Genomic DNA, 16808 nt, shown 5'->3' on the forward strand with positions numbered 1-16808 from the left:
TCAGATGTCCGTCGCCACCAGCACGAAGCTGGCGTGGCTCTGCACCTGCGGATAGTTGCCGAGCGGCGTGCGGTCCCTGGGGTCGGCCACCTCGCCGAACAAGTCGACCGAGCCACGCGCCGCCGCCGCCGCGGCGAAATGCGGGGAGCCGTCGCGGCCGCACCGCTCCAGCGCCTCGGCCAGCCAGAACGTTGCAAAGAGGAATGGACCGCAGGGATCGCTGTTCACATCCGCCTCGGGCACGTGGCGGTCGACGAGCCCGCCGCGATCGAGCGTGGTCGTGATGCCATTGAGGGTTTCGCGAAGGCGCGGGTCGCCGCTGTCGAGAAAGCCAACTGTGGCCGCCTGGGCGAGCGCGGCGTCGGGACCGCCGCCGACGTCGGTCAGTGCCAGCGCGCCGCCGCGGCGCAGCACCGCGGCTCGGATGTCATCGGCAGCCCGCCGCCACCGCTCCGCGCTGCCGGTGACAACGCCGCGATCGGCGAGCTCGGCCGCCTGCACCAGTCCCGCCCAGGCCATCACGCGCGAGTGCGTGTAGTGGCGCGGCGCGCCGCGGATCTCCCAGATGCCGTGGTCGGGCTTCGTCCAGTGTTCTGCCGTCCAGTCGGCGACGCGCACCACACCCGCGCACAGGGTCTGCGGAAGCTGGTCGTGCGCGGCCAGCGCGGCGGCGAACTCGAGCACTTCACCGGCGACGTCGAGCTGCGGTTGCTCTGAGGCGGCATTGCCGATGCGCACCGGGCGCGCGCCGCCGTAGCCGCGCAGGCCATCGAGGGTGCGTTCGGGTGGCGGAGCGGTGCCGTCGACGCGCAGCAGCACTGACGGCGGCAAGGTGCTCGTGGCGGCGCCGATGAAGTCGCCGAGGCCGCCCGCGTCGACGGTCAGTCCGCAGCGCAGCATCGCCAGGCCGGCGAGCGCGGTGTCGCGCAGCCAGCTGTAGCGGTAGTCCCAGGTGCGTGAGCTGCCCGGCCACTGCGGGATCGAGGTGGTCGGCGCCGCCACGATCCCGCCACCACGCTGCCGCAGGCCGGCGAGGACCGCCGCACTGTGCGTGAGCAGCCGCCGGGCAGCCTCGGCTCCGAGAGAGCGCTCGGCGAGCTGGTTCGGTGCGGTCGATCCTGCGCTCACGCGAGCGGCGAACCAGCGCTCCGTCCCGTCCAGTGATGTCCCGCCGTCGTTCGCGCTGTCGCACAGCACCACGGCGCGCTCCGTTGGGTCAGCAGTGAACCGGCACACGGCGACGCCGTCAGCGTCCACCGTCCACGGTGCCGGTGCGTGCACGGCGACGTCGATGCCCCCACCGCGTACGCGCAGCGTCGCACCGTCCACCACAACCTCACCGCTGCCGCGTGCCGCGTCGGGCGCCAGCATCACGCGCACGCCGACGTCGACCGTGCCGGTTGCGCGCATGCTCCGCACCAGGCGCACGTCGCCGTCGCAGGCGAGCGCGTCGTGAACGGTCAGCTCACCGCCGGACGCACGCCACACTGTGCGGAGGATGAGCGTGCCGGGGATGTAGCCGCGCTCGACCACGTTTGCTCCCGGGTGCAGCGGCGCCACCACGAATGCGCCACCGACCTCGTCGTCGAGAATGGAGAGCAGGCACGGCGGCGAGTCGATGCGCGGCCAGCAGAGCCAGGCGACGTTGCCATTCGGGTCGACCAGCGCTGCGGCGCGTCCGTCGGCGAGCAGGGCGTGGTCGCCGATGGGGTGGTGCACGGCGCCGCAGTCTAGGGCAGCGCGGCCCGGTGCCCGGTCAGTCGGGGATGGTGCCGGCGATGCGCGCGATCTTCGATGCCCACAGCGGATCGCTCGCGTAGTCGACGTTCATGCCGCGCAGCGTGGCGCCGTGGTAGAAGGCTCCGCTCGGGGAGAGGTAGTTCTGCGCCACCTTCTGCGCGACGAACTGGATGCAGGCTTCGAAGCTCGCGAAGCTCACCGCGTCGCCGTACGGGTTGGCGTCGTTCGCGCCGTAGCCGAACAGGTTGTGCTTGTCGTGGGCAATGGCGCTGGTGGCCCACGCCGACTCGAGGATGGCGTGGGCCACGAAGTAGCGGGCGCTGACGTGGTACGTGGTCTCCGCGCTCATGAAGCTGGCGCCGAGCCCGGCCAGCGCGCTGCCGCTGAGGAAAGAGTCGAGCTTGGCCGCGGTCTCGCCGGACGGCTTGGTCAGGTCGGTGTCGACGGTGAAGGCCGGCCCAGCGACCGGCGTGAACACCACTCCCGTCTGCCGGGCCGCCGCCTGCGCGGCGGCTGCGGCTGAGGCTGCTGCCCTGGCCTGCGCTGCTGCGGCTGCCTGGGCGGCGGAGAGTTGGTGCTGGGCGGTCGTCACCTGGCTGCTGGCGGCGATCGCGACGGCCTGGAGCTGGTCGTTCTCCACCGCGACCACGGCCTCGGCCGTGGCGGCCTGCTGGGCAGCCACCTGGGCCTGCTGGCGCGCCGTGGTGGCCTCGCTCAGCGCCTGGGCGGCGGCGGCCTGGGCAGCGGCGATGCGCGCCAGCAGGACCTTGCCCGCCTGGTTGACACGGTCGAGCTCAGCGGCCCGCTGGAAGACGTCAGCGATGGTGGAGGAGCCGATGATGTAGGCGAGCGCGCCCTCGCTCCCACCCGACTTGTACACGCTGCGCACGTAGCCGGCCAGCTGAGTCTTGTCGGCGCGCACCTGCTCGTCGAGCCGGGTCACCCGGGCGGTGTCCGCGGTCACCGCGGCGTCGAGGCTGACCACGCGGGCCTGCACCGCGGCCAGCTGGGCCTGGGCGCCGGCGAGCTGCTGCTGGGCGGCGCCCAGGGCGGTGCCGGCCTGGTGAGCCTTCTGCTGAGCCTGCGCCAGGTTCTGCTGGGCGGTGCTCACGCTCGGCGGGCTGGCCGCGCGCGCCGGCAGCGCGATCGCAGTGAGGGCGGTCGCCAGCAGGCCGACGGCGAACGCGCGGCGACGAACGCAAAGGTGCACTCGCTGGACTGTGGGACCGTCGCAACATCGACCTGGCGAATGTCACCGCGCCGTCATCGGACCGTTGCGCGGCGATCAGCACCCTGCTAGGAGGCCTTGCGCTCCAGGAGGGTCTCGCCGACGGTGGCGTCGAAGCTCAACTCCTCGGAGTGGCGCGGGCCGCAGTCGGGGCACTGGATGTGGCCGCCGATGGGCTCGTCCTTGGCATCGAAGTAGACGACTGCAAGGCGCTCCGCGCGGCAACGTGGGCACGTGTCCAAGGTCGTCATGGAGACGACATCATCGCATGAGGGGCGCCGGAGCGCGACTCGCCGGTGGGATGTGACATACCGTGGCCACCAAGGTGCCCGATCCCACGCCCCCACAGCGCCGTGCCATCGACCGCCACCTCGACGAGCTGGACCTCTGGAACCGGCGGCTCAACCTTACGGCGGTGCCCCGGGAAGTCGCCTGGGAGCGCCACGTCGTCGAATCCCTGGCGCTGCTCGACGCGGCCGGGCTGCGCAAGGGTGTCCGCTGCGCCGATCTCGGTTCCGGAGGGGGCATCCCTGGCGTGATCGTCGCCATCGTGCGACCCGACCTGGCGGTGACGCTGATCGAATCGGACCAGCGCAAGGCAGGCTTCCTGGTGCACGTCAGCGGCCTGCTCGGGCTGGGCAACGTCACCGTCGCCGCCCGCCGTGCTGAGGAGATGGGAGCCGACCCGGCACATCGCGGGCGCTACGACGCCGTGCTGTCACGGGCAGCCGCGCCGCCGCCGCTGCTGTGCGTCCTCTCCATGCCCCTGCTGACGACGGGTGGCACACTCTGGGCCCTGGTCGCGGCCGCCGACGCAGCGGCGGCCGTGGGTGTCCTCGAGGGTGACCCGGCGGTGCGCGCCGAGCGGCCCGCGCCGGGCATCTTCGCCGTGCAGAAGATCGGCGACGCCGGCAGCGCCGGGTGAGCGGCGCGGCGGCACCCTCAGATGGGGACTTGCACGACGCCGATGATGTTGCCCTCGGAGTCCTTGAACCACGCTGCGGATCCGCCGCCACCGATGTCCGCGACACCGTCGACGGTCTTCAGCCCTGGGAAGTCGTACTCCTCGAACTCGACTCCGCGCGAGCGTAGCTCCGCCACCACCGCACGGCAATCAGGCACGCGCAGCCCCATCTGGGTGTGGCCACCGCGGTTCGAGTTCGCTGTCGGATAGATGCTGAACTCCGAGTCGCCGACGCTGAAGAACGTCGCACCCTCCACCGCCGCTCGCTGTTGCGCGCCAACCTTCTCCGTGTAGAACCGCGTCGCCCGCTCCATGTCCATCGCCGGTAGGACCGCGTGGGTCGTGGCACCGTCAAGCATCTGCTGTCTCCTCGTCCAAATGGGGGACGATCGTACCGCCGCCGAGTCCCCATCGTGTGACGCTCAGCCGGCCGGGAGGTGCTTGTAGAAGACCGTTGTGTCGCACCAGCGCCCGTCGGGGAAGAGCGCGTAGTCGGGGATCACTCCCACTGTTGTCCAGCCGAGCCGGTCGTACAGGCGGGCGGCGTCGCCGTCGCTGACGGCGTCGAGCACCAGCAGCGTCTTCCCCGTCGCCTGCGCCTCGACCTCGAGGCGCTCCATCAGCAAGCGTCCCACTCCCCTGCCGCGCGCCGAGCGATGCACCAGAAGCTTGGCAACGTCGGCCGTTTTCGACGTCGTCGACGACGGCCGAGAATGCCGCCCGTGCCTGCTCTCGCGAGAACGGCGCCATGTAGCTGACCGATGCTCCGCCGCTCACGCAGTCGAAGAGCACGTCGGCGAGCGCATCGACGCGCCCACGCGCCTCCTGCGCTTCGAGCCTGCGGACCTCGATGCTGCTCACGGTCCGCAATGTAGTCGCGGCACGGCCTCAGCCGAGCTGGCGCCACCTCGAGGCTGATCGTTCCGAGCTCTGTACCGGCTGTGGGGCCCCCTGCACCGGTTCCGCGACGGAACCGACGATGACGACGTGGCCGGAGGCGCGGCGTTGCGGCGGTGACGCGGATCGCGAACGCGTCGGAAGTCATCCTCGGGCGGCATCACACTCCCGCTGCCGGTCGATGGTGGCAGCATGTGGGGTCGAAGTCGACGAATTCGGGAGGCAACCCACCCGTGGATGACAACGCACAGGAATGGACAGCCGTGGACGCGTATCTCGGCGAGCTGGTGCTCGGTCGTGACCTCGTATTGCAGCAGGCACTCGACGACGCCGCGGCCGGCGGCCTCCCACAGATCCAGGTGTCACCGCCGCAGGGCAGGATGCTGTTCCTGCTGGCCAACCTCGCGCGAGCCCGCACCATCCTCGAGGTCGGCACCCTCGGCGGCTACAGCACCATCTGCCTGGCCCGGGCTCTTCCCGCGGACGGCAGGCTGGTCACCCTCGAGGTGGATGCCCACCACGCAGAGGTGGCGCGTGCCAACCTCGCCCGCGCAGGCCTCGACGCGGTTGTGGAGATTCGACTTGGTCGCGCGCTGGACAGCCTGCGCGAGATGGAGGAGGAGAGGCGCGGGTCGTTCGACCTGGTGTTCATCGACGCCGACAAGCAGAACAGCGCGGACTACTTCCGCTGGGGGATCACGCTTGGCCACCCCGGCACCCTGATCATCGTCGACAACGCCGTTCGCCACGGGACGATCATCGACGCGCAGGACAGCAGTCCCGACGTGGTCGGGACGCGGGCTGTGCTCGAGCTCATGGGCGCCGACCCCCGCGTCACCGCGACCGTGATCCAGACGGTGGGGAGCAAGGGGTACGACGGGTTCGCGCTGGCCGTGGTGAACGACCAGCTGTCCCCCAGCTAGTTCATCTCCGTGCCAACCAAGGAAGTGGAAACGAACACGTTCGTGACCCGGGCGCAACGGGAGGTTCCGACGGGCCACGTACGGTGACGCCGTGACTGAGGAACCCGAGGCCGGCGCACCCGTCGACTCCCCGCCGCCCGCGGCCGTCCGCGCCGGCGGCCGCGGCTGGGGCGTCCGCGAGACCAGGCCGCGCCAGCTCGACCCGTGGGACGTGCCGGCGCAGCCGGAACCGCCGACGTTCGCGCCCGGCGCCTATGTCCCGCCAGCGCCGGCGCCGACACAGCCTGCCGCGCTGGTGCACACGCTTTTGCCCACACCCATCCGCATACCGCCGCAGCCGCCGTCGCCATCGCCATCGCCATCGCGGCCCCAGCCCACACCCCCACCGCCGGGGTTCCCGACCAACAAGCAGGTGGCCGCCATCGGCATCGCCGCCGCAGTGGTTGTCGCCGGGATCGGCGTCTCCCTCTTCCGTGGGCATTCCGCCGTGACCCCACCTGTCGTCGCCGCACCACCGGGCGGCGCCGTGGCGGTGGTGCACAGCGGCCCGGCCATGCTCGTCACGGTGTCGCTCACCGGCGGATCGGCAGGTCGCAGCATCGCGCTGCCGGGTAGCCCGACCACCATGGTGACCACTCACGACGGCACCAAGGCCTTCCTTCTTGACACGACGCATGGCGAGGTCATCCCGGTCGACCTGGTGCAGGGCAGGGCGCTGACGCCCATCCCTGTCGGCAAGCTCCCCATCGACGAGGACCTCTCCCCGGACGGCACCACGCTCTACGTCATCGACAACCTCGCCGGGACGCTGATCCCCATCGACACGGCCTCGAACATCCCGCGGCCGGCCCAGCAGGTCGGCCAGGGGCTCGCCTCCTTCACCAAGTCTCCGAGCGGACCCACGGCAGTGATCGCCGCGTACAGCAGCCCCGGTCAGCCGGGCGTCCTCGTCTTCTACAACACCACGACCGGAGCAGCCGCGGGGGTGGTGGTGGGGCGGAACACGCCCACCAACGTCGTCTACACGCCCGAGGGCGCCACGGTGTGGGTGACCGAGGAAGGGGTCGGCAACCAGCCCGGCGTGGTCGTCCCCATCGACGCTCGCACCCACGCGGTGGGGGCGCCCATCGCGGTCGGCCACAGCCCCGCCGGTGCGGCGATGAGCCCTGACGGTCACACGCTGGTCGTCACCAACACAATCGATCGTTCCTTAACGATCGTCGACCTCACCCGCAGGGCCGCCGTGGCCACGGTCGCCGTCGGTGCCGGTCCCACGCGTGTGGAGATCTCGGCCGACGGAACAACTGCATGGGTGGCCAACGTCCTCGACCGCAGCCTGCTGTCGGTCGACCTCCGCTCGCATCGCAGTGGAGCCACCGTTGCGCTGACCACCTCACCGTCGGACCTAACGCTGCCGAAGGCGGGCGGGCGGGCGTGGGTGCTCTTCCAGAGCACCGCCGGAAACGTCCGATTCCTCACCGCGCACAACACGTTCGGCCGCACCCTGCAGATCGGCAACGGACCCAACGTGGTGGTGAATGCTGACTCCACCACCGCATGGGCGATCAACACCCTGTCCGACTCCGTGCAGCGCATCGACGTGAATGGCGAGTCGGTCGGGCCCGCCGTCCACGTCGCGCGCGCGCCCGGCGAGGCGGTCCTGACACCGGACCATCGCACGCTGCTTGTGCTGAGCTTTGGTGACGGAACCCAGCGGGGGTCGCTGACGCCCGTGGACACCCAGACGTTGAAAGCCGGCACGCCTCTCCTCGTCGGTGTGGCGCCCGCCGGGCTGACGCTCGCCCCGGACGGGGGCACCGCGTACATCTACAACCACCAGACCAACTCGCTGACCGTCGTCGACCTTCGGCTGTGGCGTGTGCATGCGGACATCCAACTCCCGTGTAGCCCGACTCAGATTGTCCTCACCCCGGACGGAACCGCGCTGTTCGCCAACTGCAACGCGTCGTCGGCGGTGATCCCTGTGAAGACCAACGACCTCAGCCTCGGCCCTCCGATCCTGGTGGCGCCCAACCCCAGGCTGGTGATGAGCAACCAGGGCAAGGTGGTCATCGTGATGACCAGCGGCGGCCTGCAGGAGATCGATCCGGGCACGAACAAGGTGGTCCTCAGTCACGCCGAGACCGGGAACATCGTGGGCATCGTGGCGACGCCCGACGACAACACGCTGATCGCCATCGAGAACACCGGCGGCGCCGTACTCATGCTTCATACCGCGACGTTGGTGACCGATTCGTCCATCGCGGTGGGCACCCGCCCGGGTGATCTTCAGCTGACGCCGAACGGTTCGCGCGCCTACGTGCTGGACAGCGCCACGCAGAAGCTGTACGTCATCGACGTGCTCGCCGGCAAGCTGGCGGCGAGCATTGACGTGACTCCGAACGCAGAGTCCGTCGTGGTTCCGTCGCACCAGTGAGCATGTCGCGCGGGGGGATTACCGCTGGCACCCTGGGCGGCGTGGCGTGTGCGGCCGTGGTCGCCGTCGCCGGCTGCGGTGGTGACAGCGGCGCTTCCGACCCTGCGTCGCGTTCCGCGGCCGCCAACGGCGTCGCCGCGGCGGTGGTGAACATTGACGGGCACGTCAGCGGCGGCTCGATCGCCGGCACCGGCATGATCATCCGCTCCGACGGTCTCGTGCTCACCAACAACCACGTCGTGGCAGGCACCACTGACCTGGTTGCTCAGGTGGACGGCCAGGGAAAGGTCTATCAGGCCACCGTTCTCGGCGTCGATCCCACCCACGACGTGGCGGTGATCCGTCTGGACGGCGCCAAGGGCCTGCCGACGGTGCCGATGGACACCTCCGGCGTGGTGAACACGGGCGACAGCGTCACCGGGTTGGGCAACGCCGAGGGGCACAACGGCGCCCCCGTCTCCGCGTCAGGCAGTGTCACCACCCTCGACGAGACGCTCATGGTGGCCGGTGACAACGGTCTGCTCCTCGAGACGCTGAATGGACTGATCCAGTTCGATGCGGCCATCCAGCCCGGCGACTCCGGAGGCCCGCTGCTCAACGCCGCCGGCCAGGTCATCGGCATGGACACTGTCGGCTCCAATCCCAATCAGCCTGCCGCTGACGTGGGCCGGTTCGGCGGGGCGATCCCCATCAACACCGTGATGAGCATCGCCGACCAGATCGTCAACCACATCTCCTCGCCGTACATCCAGTCCGGTCACAGCGGAACGCTGGGTGCCGACCTGGCCGACTCCGCAGCCGGCGCGATGGTGAAGAGCGTGGTCGGTGGCGGCGGCGCGGCGACCGCCGGCATGGCCAACGGCGACGTGATCACCGCGGTCGCCGGCGCGCAGGTGCACTCCGCCACAGACGTCGAGAGGATCATGCTCGACCGCCGTCCAGGCGATGCCGTGCCGGTGGCCTGGAGCGATCCTGCCGGCAAGGCCCACCAGGCCACGGTCACGCTGTCGGCGGGACCGCCTGCCTGAACTACCCGCGGAGCTGAGACCCGGCTACCTCTTCGGTGTCGACTCCGTCCTCGACGATCAGCCGCGCCGCCGACGCGTCGCCGGCAAGCGTGCCGGAGAGCTCAGGGGCGCAGCCGCCGTAGCGCGTCGACAACCACCGCGCGCTCATCCCAGGGCACGTTGCCCGCCGCGGTGACGATCGAGCTCTCGTGCCCCTTGCCCGCGAACAGCACGGTGTCGCCGGCCTCGGCGCCCGCGAGCGCATATCGGATCGCCTCGGCGCGGTCAGGGATGACGTGGAGCGTGTCGCCGCGGCGCGCCCCGGCTCGCTCCGCGCCCGCGGCGATCTGCTCGCAGATAGCCACGCGGTCCTCACTGCGCGGATCCTCATCGGTGACCACGACGACGTCGGCGAGGCTGGCCGCGACCTCGCCCATCGCCGGGCGCTTCTCGACGTCGCGCTCGCCCGCTGAGCCGAACACGACCCGGAGGCGGCCGGCGGTGGCGGCGCGCAGCTCGGTGAGCACCTTCTCCAGCGAGTCGGCGGTGTGCGCGTAGTCGATCACCACACTGAACGGCTGGCCGACACCGACGCGCTCCATGCGGCCGTGCACGCGGTCGAGCGCGCTGATGCCGGAGACCGCGGCGTCGAGCGAGGCGCCGCTGCTGCATGCCGCGGCGATCGCCGCCAGCGCGTTGGCGGCGTTGAAACGGCCCGCCAGCTGGAGCTGCAGGTCGGCGCTGCCCCACGGAGTGCGCGCCCGCAGCCGGACGCCCTCCGGGCTCGCCGCGACGTCTTCGGCCACCAGGTCGGCATCCGCGCCAGACACGCTGTAGGTGAGCCGCTGCGCGACCCGCATCGCTGCCAGGCGCGCGTACGCGAAGTCATCGTCGCGGTCGAGCACGGCGACGCCGTCGGGACGGTCTCCCACCATCGCGAGCAGGCGCGCCTTGGCCGCGAAATACCGCTCCCGATCGCCGTGGACGTCGAGGTGCTCCGAGGTGATCCGGGTGTACACGGCGAGGCGGTAGCGCACGTCGTCGACGCGGTGCATCTCCAGGCCGTGCGACGACGTCTCCAGGGCAACGCGAGTGCAGCCGGCATCGCGGAGCTCGGCGAGGCGGCGCTGGGTCTCGACCGCCTCCATGGTCGTGATGCGCGTGGTGTTGGGGGTGATGATGTCGCCGTCGCGGAAGTCGACGGTGGAGACGAGACCGCTGCGCAGCCCGGCGGCCTGCCACGCCGCCCACAACATGGTGGCGGTGGTGGTCTTCCCGTCGGTACCGGTGACCCCGGCGACGGTGAGCGAGCGCGAGGGATCACCGTGAAACGCTGCCGCCAGGGCGCTGAGAGCCCGCCGCGAGTCCTCGACCACCACCACCGGCACGCCGGCAGGGAGCAGCGGCTCGATGAGGTGCTCCGCAACCACGGCCGTGGCGCCCCGCCGCACCGCGTCGCCGGCGTGGCCATGGCCGTCCTCGCGCCGGCCGGGAATGGCGACGAAGAGCGACCCGGGGGCGGCGTCACGGGAATCGTTGGTCACCGCGGCCACCTCTACGTCCGGCGGTTCGCCACCTGCAGCCGAGGCGATCCCAGCGGTGCGGAGCAGGTCGCGCAAGCCAATCACGTGGGCGCAGTCTAGGACGCGTGCCCGGTCCTCAGACCCGAATCACGACTGGATTAGTCAGGTATTGGGTACCATCTGGCCGTGCCCAGCTCTCGTGACCTGCTCGACGACGCCCGGCGCGTCATCCCCGAGGTGACCCCCCAGCAGGTCGCCAGGGAACGCGGCTCGCGCACGGTGATCGACGTTCGCGAGCGCGACGAGTTCGAGGCGGGCTTCATCCCCGGCGCCCAGCACCTCAGCAAAGGCTTCATCGAGGTCCAGATCGAGGATCGCGTCCCGGCCAGGGACACGCCCATCACCCTGTACTGCGCCGGCGGTGTGCGCTCCCTGCTCGCGGCCAAGGCGCTGCACGAGCTTGGCTACAGCGACGTCCGCTCGATGAGCGGCGGCTTCAACGGCTGGAAACAGGCCGGCTTCGACTTCGAGATCCCCCACGTGCTCAGCGCCGACCAGAAACGTCGCTACAGCCGCCACCTGCTCATCCCCGAGATCGGTGAGGAGGGCCAGGCCAAGCTCCTCGACGCCAAGGTCCTGCTCATCGGCGCCGGCGGCCTAGGCAGCCCGGTCGCTCTCTACCTGGCCGCCGCCGGCGTGGGCACGATCGGGCTCGTCGACTTCGACGTCGTCGACGACTCCAACTTGCAGCGCCAGATCATCCACACCCGTGACCGCGTGGGCATGCGCAAGACCGAGTCGGCGCGCATCGCGATCAACGCGCTCAACAGTGACGTGCGCGTCGTCGACCACAACGAGATGCTCAGCGGCGACAACGCTCGCGCGCTCTTCGACCAGTACGACATCATCGTCAACGGCTGCGACAACTTCCCCACTCGGTACCTGGCCAACGACGTGGCCTTGTTTGCACGCAAGCCCCTCGTCGACGGCGGCATCTTCCGCTTCGAGGGCCAGGTCACCACGATCCTGCCCTTCGCGTCCCCGTGCTACCGCTGCCGCTATCCGTCGCCGCCGCCGCCCGAGGAGGCGCCGTCGTGTGCCGAGGCCGGTGTTCTCGGCGTGCTCCCCGGCATCGTCGGCACACTCCAGGCCACCGAGGTGGTGAAGCTCATCGTCGGCATCGGCGACCCGCTGGCCGGTCGCCTGCTCCACATCGACGCTCTCGACATGCGCTTCCGCGAGTTCCGCATCCCGCGCGACCCGGACTGCCCGGTATGTGGCGAGAATCCCACCATCACCGAGCCGATCGACTACGAGGGCTTCTGCATGGTGCCCGCCGGCGTCGCAACCGAGGCTGTCGCCGCCGGCGTCTGAGCGCCGAGACCTCCCGCGCGCCGACCTATGATCTCGCGGCCATGAGCGCCATCGAGATCGTCGACCTCGCACCCTCTGACTTCGAGCACTTCGTGCTCACCGCGCACGGTTTCTGGGGCGAGGCACCGGAGATCGGCATGGAGCAGGTGCACCACGCGCTCCGGCGCGCCATGCTGGCCCGGCTCGACGGCGAGGACATCGGTGCTGCTGCGGTGATCGACTTCCCGCTGACGCTGCCCGGCGGTTCGCGGGTGGCCATGGACGGGGTCACCTGGGTGGGCGTGGCGGCGACCGCGCGCCGGCGCGGCGCCCTGCGGGCGATGATGGATAGATGCCTGCGCAGTGCCCGCGACCGGGACATCCCGGTGCTGGGCCTGGGCGCGTCGGAGAGCTCCATCTACCGTCGCTTCGGCTACGGCGTGGCGAGCCACATCGGCAGCGCGGCGATCGACACCGCGCACGCCGCGCTGCGCATTTCCTTCCACGATCCGGGTCGGCTGCGTTTCGTCCCGTTGCACGACGCCGTCCCCTTGTGGCGCGACATCGAGAGCCGCCAGGTGGATCGCACCGGCGGCATCCTCCGCTCCGCGGACCACTGGCGCGTCGGCATCGCGCGCAACGAGACGCCGGACGGCAAGATCGCGCCGATGACCGTCGTTGCCCATGAGGATGCGGCGGGCGTGCTCGATGGCTTCGCCAACTACCGGGTCGAGCTGCGCTGGGCCGACGGGCTCAGCGACGGCATCGTCCACCTCACCGAGCTGACCGCGCTCAACCTCGACGCGCACCTGGCGCTCTGGCAGCACGTGCTCGAGATGGACCTCATCGAGCACGTGGAGATGTGGCGGTTCTGGCTCGACGATCCCCTCCAGCAGCTGGTCGCCGACCCGCGACGCCTGCGCGTCAGCACTCGCGACGACTTGCACCTTCGCGTGGTCGACGTGGTGGCCCTGCTGTCGGCGCGGCGTTATTCGCGCGAGGACTCGCTGGTCATCGAGGTGCGCGACGACGCGTGCGCCGACGTCGCCGGCCGCTACCGCGTCGAAGGTGGCCTGGATGGCGCGATCGCGGCGCGGACCAATGCCACAGCGGACGTCGTGCTCGACGCCGCCGCGCTCGGGTCGATGCTGCTCGGCGACGTCAGCGCCGCGGCGCTGCAGCGCGCGGACATCGTGCAGGAAGAGCGTGAGGGAGCGGTTCGCCGCGCCAGCGCGATGTTCAGCTGGTCACCGCGCCCCTGGCTGAACCATATGTTCTGAGCCCGGGCCGGACGCCCGGTACCTCCAGAAGCGGGGCAGCAGCGCACACAGCACCGCTGTCCCAGCCACGCACAGAACCCCACCACTGACGACCGACGCGCGTACCCCCGCGAGCGCGCCGACCAGGCCGGACTCGAGGTTGCCCAGCGCCGGCCCCGAGCTGTAGCTGATCATCTCGATGCCGGCGAGGCGGCCCCGCATCGCGTCCGGGATGGTCTGGTTCCACAGGGCCCCGCGGAAGATCCCGCTGACCATGTCGGCAGCCCCGGCGGCCACAAGCGTGATGAACGCCAACCAGAGCGTCGGTGCGAAGCCGAAACCGATGATCGCCACACCCCAGGCGGCCGCCGCCAGCCCGATCGCCACCCCGTGACGGCGGACCGACCGGGTCCAGCCACTGGTGAGACTCGCCAGCAGCGAGCCGACCGCCGGCCCCGTGTACAGCACACCCAGCACCGCCGGTCCGCCGAAGCTCGTGGCGATCTGCGGGAAGAGCGCCAGCGGCATGCCGAAGAACATCGCGTTCATGTCGACGAGATAGGACCCGAGCAGATCCTGGCGGCGCACCGCGTAGCGGACACCCGCGAGCATGCCTTGCACGCTGACCCGTTCGGCACCGGGTGGCGGCGGTACGGCGTTCATGAAGCTGAGCGCTGTGAGGGACGCGATGAAGGTGGCGACGTCCACCCCGAAGGTCACCGGCAAGCCTACCGTGGCGATGAGCACGCCGGCGACAGGAGGCCCGAGCACGTGACCGAGGTTGCCGCGCAGCCCCTCCAGCGCCGACGCGGCAGTCAGCCGGTCCGCGCGGACGATCCGCGGCACCAGGGCGTCGAGTGAGGGCCGCTGCAGTGAGTCCATCGCCGCCGCCAGCGCCACCGCAACGAAGAGGACCCAGAGCTGCGGGTGGGGCAGCGCCGCGTTGACCAGCAACACGCCGGTCGCGACGCAGAGGCCGGCCTCGGTCAGCCGCACCATGCGACGGCGGTCGACGGCGTCGGCGAGCGCGCCCCCGATGAATGACACGAGCAGGATGGGCAGCAGCTCGGTGACGCTCACCAGCCCCACCACCAGCGACGAGCGGGTCAGCGCGTACGCCTGGAACGGGACGGCGACATACGTGATCATGGTGCCGGCGAACGACACCCCCTGGCCGATGAAGAGAAGCCGGAAATCGCGCGACTCGCGCAGTGGCGAGACGTCGACCACCACCGTGCGCAGCGCGCGTCGCGCTCGCGAAGGTGGCGCTGCATCCACCACCGGGTCCGGGGTGGCCCGGGTGCGCGGCTCAGGCCCCCGTTGTTGCGACATCGAGGAAGCTGCCGAGCAGCGCGCTGAAGGCCATCGGTTGCTCGAGGCTGGGGAGGTGAGCGCTGCCCTCGAACTCGTGCAGCTGCGCGTGCGGGATGGCTGCGGCCATGCCCCGCGACTCGTCGAGCGGAACGATTCCGTCGTCGGTGCCGCAGACGACCAGGGCCGGCACGCGGATGTTGCCGAGCATTGGGGTGCTGTCAGGACGTCCGGCGATGGCCTCGATGGCGGCGATGACGCCCGCCGGGCTACAGCGACGGATGCGCCCGCGCACCGGGTCGGCAATGTGCACCTCGCCGCGACAGCGCGGGCAGAGAAGCTTCTCGGTCATGGGCTCGACGACGGCCTCGACGCCGAGGCTGCGCACCTGGTCGGCAACCTCCATTCGCGCTGCTCGGGCGTCGTCGTCGTCGGCAGCGGCCCGTGTCCCGGCCAGGGCCACGGCCCGGACGCGCCGGCTCGCCGCACGCAGCAGCGCGAGCGTCATGTAGCCGCCCATCGACGAACCGCACACCGCAAAGTCGGCGATGCCACGCTCGTCGAGCTCGCCCAGCAGGAGAGCCGCGTAGCCGTCGATGGTCACCCCTCCAGGCGGCGGCGGTGACGTTCCGCATCCCCAGAAATCGGGGCGCAGGCAGCGGTATCGGCCGCTCAGCGCAGCTACCTGGGCGTCCCACATCGAGGCGTCGAGTGGGTACGCGTGGAGCAGCAGCAGGGCCGGTCCCTCGCCGGTGTCGTGGATGGACAGCTCGCTCACCGCGCCGACACTAGCCGACCCGGGGGGCGCGGGTCAGCTGGCCGCTGTAGTCGGCTGGACCGGGAAGTCCTCGAGGCTGGCCTGCTCGATGGTGGTGCGCGCGTGCTTCTCGACGTCGCGCAGCTTGAGGATCTCGCTCGGGGTGATCAGCGTGATGGCGACGCCGGTGCGCCCTGCCCTGGCCGTGCGACCGACCCGGTGGAGGTACTCGTCCGGGGTGGTGGGGACGTCGTAGTTGATGACGTGCGAGATGTCGTCGATGTCGAGCCCGCGCGCCGCGACGTTGGTGGCGATGAGGTGCTTCACGTGGGTGGCGACGAACGCCGCCATGGCTGCGTTGCGCTCCTTCTGGGTGAGGTCGCCGTGAAGGACTCCGACGCTCTGGCCACGCCGCTCCAGCTGCGCCTGGAGCAGGTCGGCGGTGCGCTTGGTCTCCACGAAGATCAGCGACATGACCACGTCGGGCTGGTCGAGGATGCGCATCATCACGTCGACCTTGTCGGCCCACGTGGTCTGCACGTAGAGCTGGCGCACCCCGGCGGTGATCTCGGGGCGGGCGCTGATCGCGATGGTCACGGGGTTGCGCATGTGGCGCAGCGCGAGCCGGCGCACCCACTCGGGCATGGTGGCGCTGAAGAGCATGGTCTGGCGGTCGGTGGGGCACTGCCGGAGGATCTTCTCGACGTCGGGCGCGAAGCCCATGTCGAGCATTCGGTCGGCCTCGTCGAGGACGGCGAAGCGCACCCGCTCGAGGCTCAGCGAGCCGCGCTGGATGTGGTCGGCGAGCCGCCCGGGGGTGGCGACCACGATGTGGGCGCCGGCACGGAGCGCGTCGAGCTGGCGCGCCATCGAATCGCCGCCGTAGATGGCCACCGAGGTGATCTGGTGGCGCTCCGCCAGCACAGTGATCTCCTCGTGCACCTGGACGGCGAGCTCGCGCGTTGGGCAGAGGATCAGCGCCTGCACCGAACCGCGGCGCGGATCGAGTTGTTCGATGATGGGGATGCCGAACGCGGCCGTCTTGCCGCTGCCGGTGTGGGCCTGGCCGATGACGTCCTCACCGCGCAGCGCGGGTGGGATTGCGCCCGCCTGGATGGGCGTGGCCATGGTGAAGCCCATCTCGCCGACGGTGGTCAGCATGGCAGCACTGAGCCCCAGCCGGTCGAAGGGAGCGGACTGTTGAACCGGTTCTGTCGCGGCCTCTTCGTCGACGCCGAACGCGGCGGGACGGGGCCTTGCGACCGGCGGCCTGTGCGACCGCGCGCGAAAAGATGAACGCAAGACAGCAGTGATTGTACCCAAGAACCGCGCGGCGACACCCGCCGTGGCCGCCACCCGAGGGCTTGGGCAGGCCCGGCGAGGTTGCTCCCGTCCGGGCCCTAAGATCG

The 16808-nt window shown here is 70.7% G+C and carries 14 protein-coding genes and 1 pseudogene; 6 read left to right on the forward strand and 9 right to left on the reverse strand.

Features of this window, described 5'->3' with window-relative positions; translation table 11 throughout:
- From JF886_RS06895 to JF886_RS06905, 3 genes are all read right to left on the reverse strand, one after another.
- Positions 1–1719, reverse strand: a complete 1719-nt coding sequence (locus JF886_RS06895; RefSeq protein ID WP_337310900.1) for a glycoside hydrolase family 15 protein — start codon at positions 1717–1719, stop codon at positions 1–3.
- A gap of 37 nt (positions 1720–1756) precedes the next feature.
- A complete protein-coding gene (locus JF886_RS06900; RefSeq protein WP_337310901.1) occupies positions 1757–2950 on the reverse strand; it encodes a glucosaminidase domain-containing protein in 1194 nt (397 codons plus the stop codon).
- An 86-nt stretch (positions 2951–3036) separates the two neighbouring features.
- A complete protein-coding gene (locus tag JF886_RS06905; protein ID WP_337310903.1) occupies positions 3037–3219 on the reverse strand; it encodes a hypothetical protein in 183 nt (60 codons plus the stop codon).
- 62 nt (positions 3220–3281) lie between these two features.
- On the opposite strand from JF886_RS06905, the gene rsmG reads away from it, so the two are divergent.
- Complete coding sequence (gene rsmG, locus JF886_RS06910; RefSeq protein WP_337310904.1) at positions 3282–3893, forward strand: 16S rRNA (guanine(527)-N(7))-methyltransferase RsmG; 612 nt, start codon at positions 3282–3284, stop codon at positions 3891–3893.
- A gap of 17 nt (positions 3894–3910) precedes the next feature.
- On the opposite strand, the gene JF886_RS06915 is transcribed toward rsmG, so the two are convergent.
- Both JF886_RS06915 and JF886_RS06920 read right to left on the reverse strand, forming a co-directional pair.
- On the reverse strand, positions 3911–4291 hold the full coding sequence (locus JF886_RS06915) for a VOC family protein (protein ID WP_337310905.1): 381 nt from the start codon (positions 4289–4291) through the stop codon (positions 3911–3913).
- A 63-nt stretch (positions 4292–4354) separates the two neighbouring features.
- A pseudogene (locus JF886_RS06920) lies at positions 4355–4793 on the reverse strand (GNAT family N-acetyltransferase).
- Positions 4794–5062: 269 nt separating this feature from the next.
- On the opposite strand from JF886_RS06920, the gene JF886_RS06925 reads away from it, so the two are divergent.
- From JF886_RS06925 to JF886_RS06935, 3 genes are all read left to right on the forward strand, one after another.
- Positions 5063–5752, forward strand: a complete 690-nt coding sequence (locus tag JF886_RS06925) for an O-methyltransferase (protein WP_337310906.1) — start codon at positions 5063–5065, stop codon at positions 5750–5752.
- 91 nt (positions 5753–5843) lie between these two features.
- Positions 5844–8189 carry a YncE family protein gene (locus tag JF886_RS06930; protein ID WP_337310908.1) on the forward strand — a complete coding sequence of 782 codons (2346 nt, stop codon included), beginning with the start codon at positions 5844–5846 and terminating at the stop codon, positions 8187–8189.
- Positions 8190–8230: 41 nt separating this feature from the next.
- A complete protein-coding gene (locus tag JF886_RS06935) occupies positions 8231–9217 on the forward strand; it encodes a S1C family serine protease (RefSeq protein WP_337310910.1) in 987 nt (328 codons plus the stop codon).
- Positions 9218–9318: 101 nt separating this feature from the next.
- Here the strand turns inward: JF886_RS06935 and JF886_RS06940 are convergent, their stop codons facing one another.
- Positions 9319–10824 carry a UDP-N-acetylmuramoyl-L-alanyl-D-glutamate--2,6-diaminopimelate ligase gene (locus JF886_RS06940; protein WP_337310912.1) on the reverse strand — a complete coding sequence of 502 codons (1506 nt, stop codon included), beginning with the start codon at positions 10822–10824 and terminating at the stop codon, positions 9319–9321.
- 81 nt (positions 10825–10905) lie between these two features.
- On the opposite strand from JF886_RS06940, the gene moeB reads away from it, so the two are divergent.
- On the forward strand, positions 10906–12093 hold the full coding sequence (gene moeB / locus JF886_RS06945) for a molybdopterin-synthase adenylyltransferase MoeB (protein ID WP_337310913.1): 1188 nt from the start codon (positions 10906–10908) through the stop codon (positions 12091–12093).
- Positions 12094–12134: 41 nt separating this feature from the next.
- Complete coding sequence (locus JF886_RS06950) at positions 12135–13352, forward strand: GNAT family N-acetyltransferase (protein WP_337310914.1); 1218 nt, start codon at positions 12135–12137, stop codon at positions 13350–13352.
- Here JF886_RS06950 and JF886_RS06955 read toward each other — a convergent pair.
- Genes JF886_RS06955 through JF886_RS06965 form a run of 3 tightly spaced genes read right to left on the reverse strand, consistent with a single transcriptional unit; the run spans position 13320 to position 16560 of the window.
- The gene (locus JF886_RS06955; RefSeq protein ID WP_337310916.1) at positions 13320–14663 is read right to left on the reverse strand and encodes an MFS transporter; all 1344 of its coding nucleotides are present in this window, start codon (positions 14661–14663) and stop codon (positions 13320–13322) included. The genes JF886_RS06950 and JF886_RS06955 overlap by 33 nt on opposite strands.
- A complete protein-coding gene (locus tag JF886_RS06960; RefSeq protein ID WP_337310918.1) occupies positions 14641–15420 on the reverse strand; it encodes an alpha/beta fold hydrolase in 780 nt (259 codons plus the stop codon). The genes JF886_RS06955 and JF886_RS06960 overlap by 23 nt, the downstream gene beginning before the upstream one ends.
- Positions 15421–15453: 33 nt before the next feature.
- On the reverse strand, positions 15454–16560 hold the full coding sequence (locus tag JF886_RS06965; protein WP_337310920.1) for a DEAD/DEAH box helicase: 1107 nt from the start codon (positions 16558–16560) through the stop codon (positions 15454–15456).
- Between the last annotated feature and the right edge of the window lie 248 nt (positions 16561–16808).

This window comes from Candidatus Aeolococcus gillhamiae (assembly GCF_016464765.1).
GTDB lineage: Bacteria > Chloroflexota > Dormibacteria > Aeolococcales > Aeolococcaceae > Aeolococcus > Aeolococcus gillhamiae.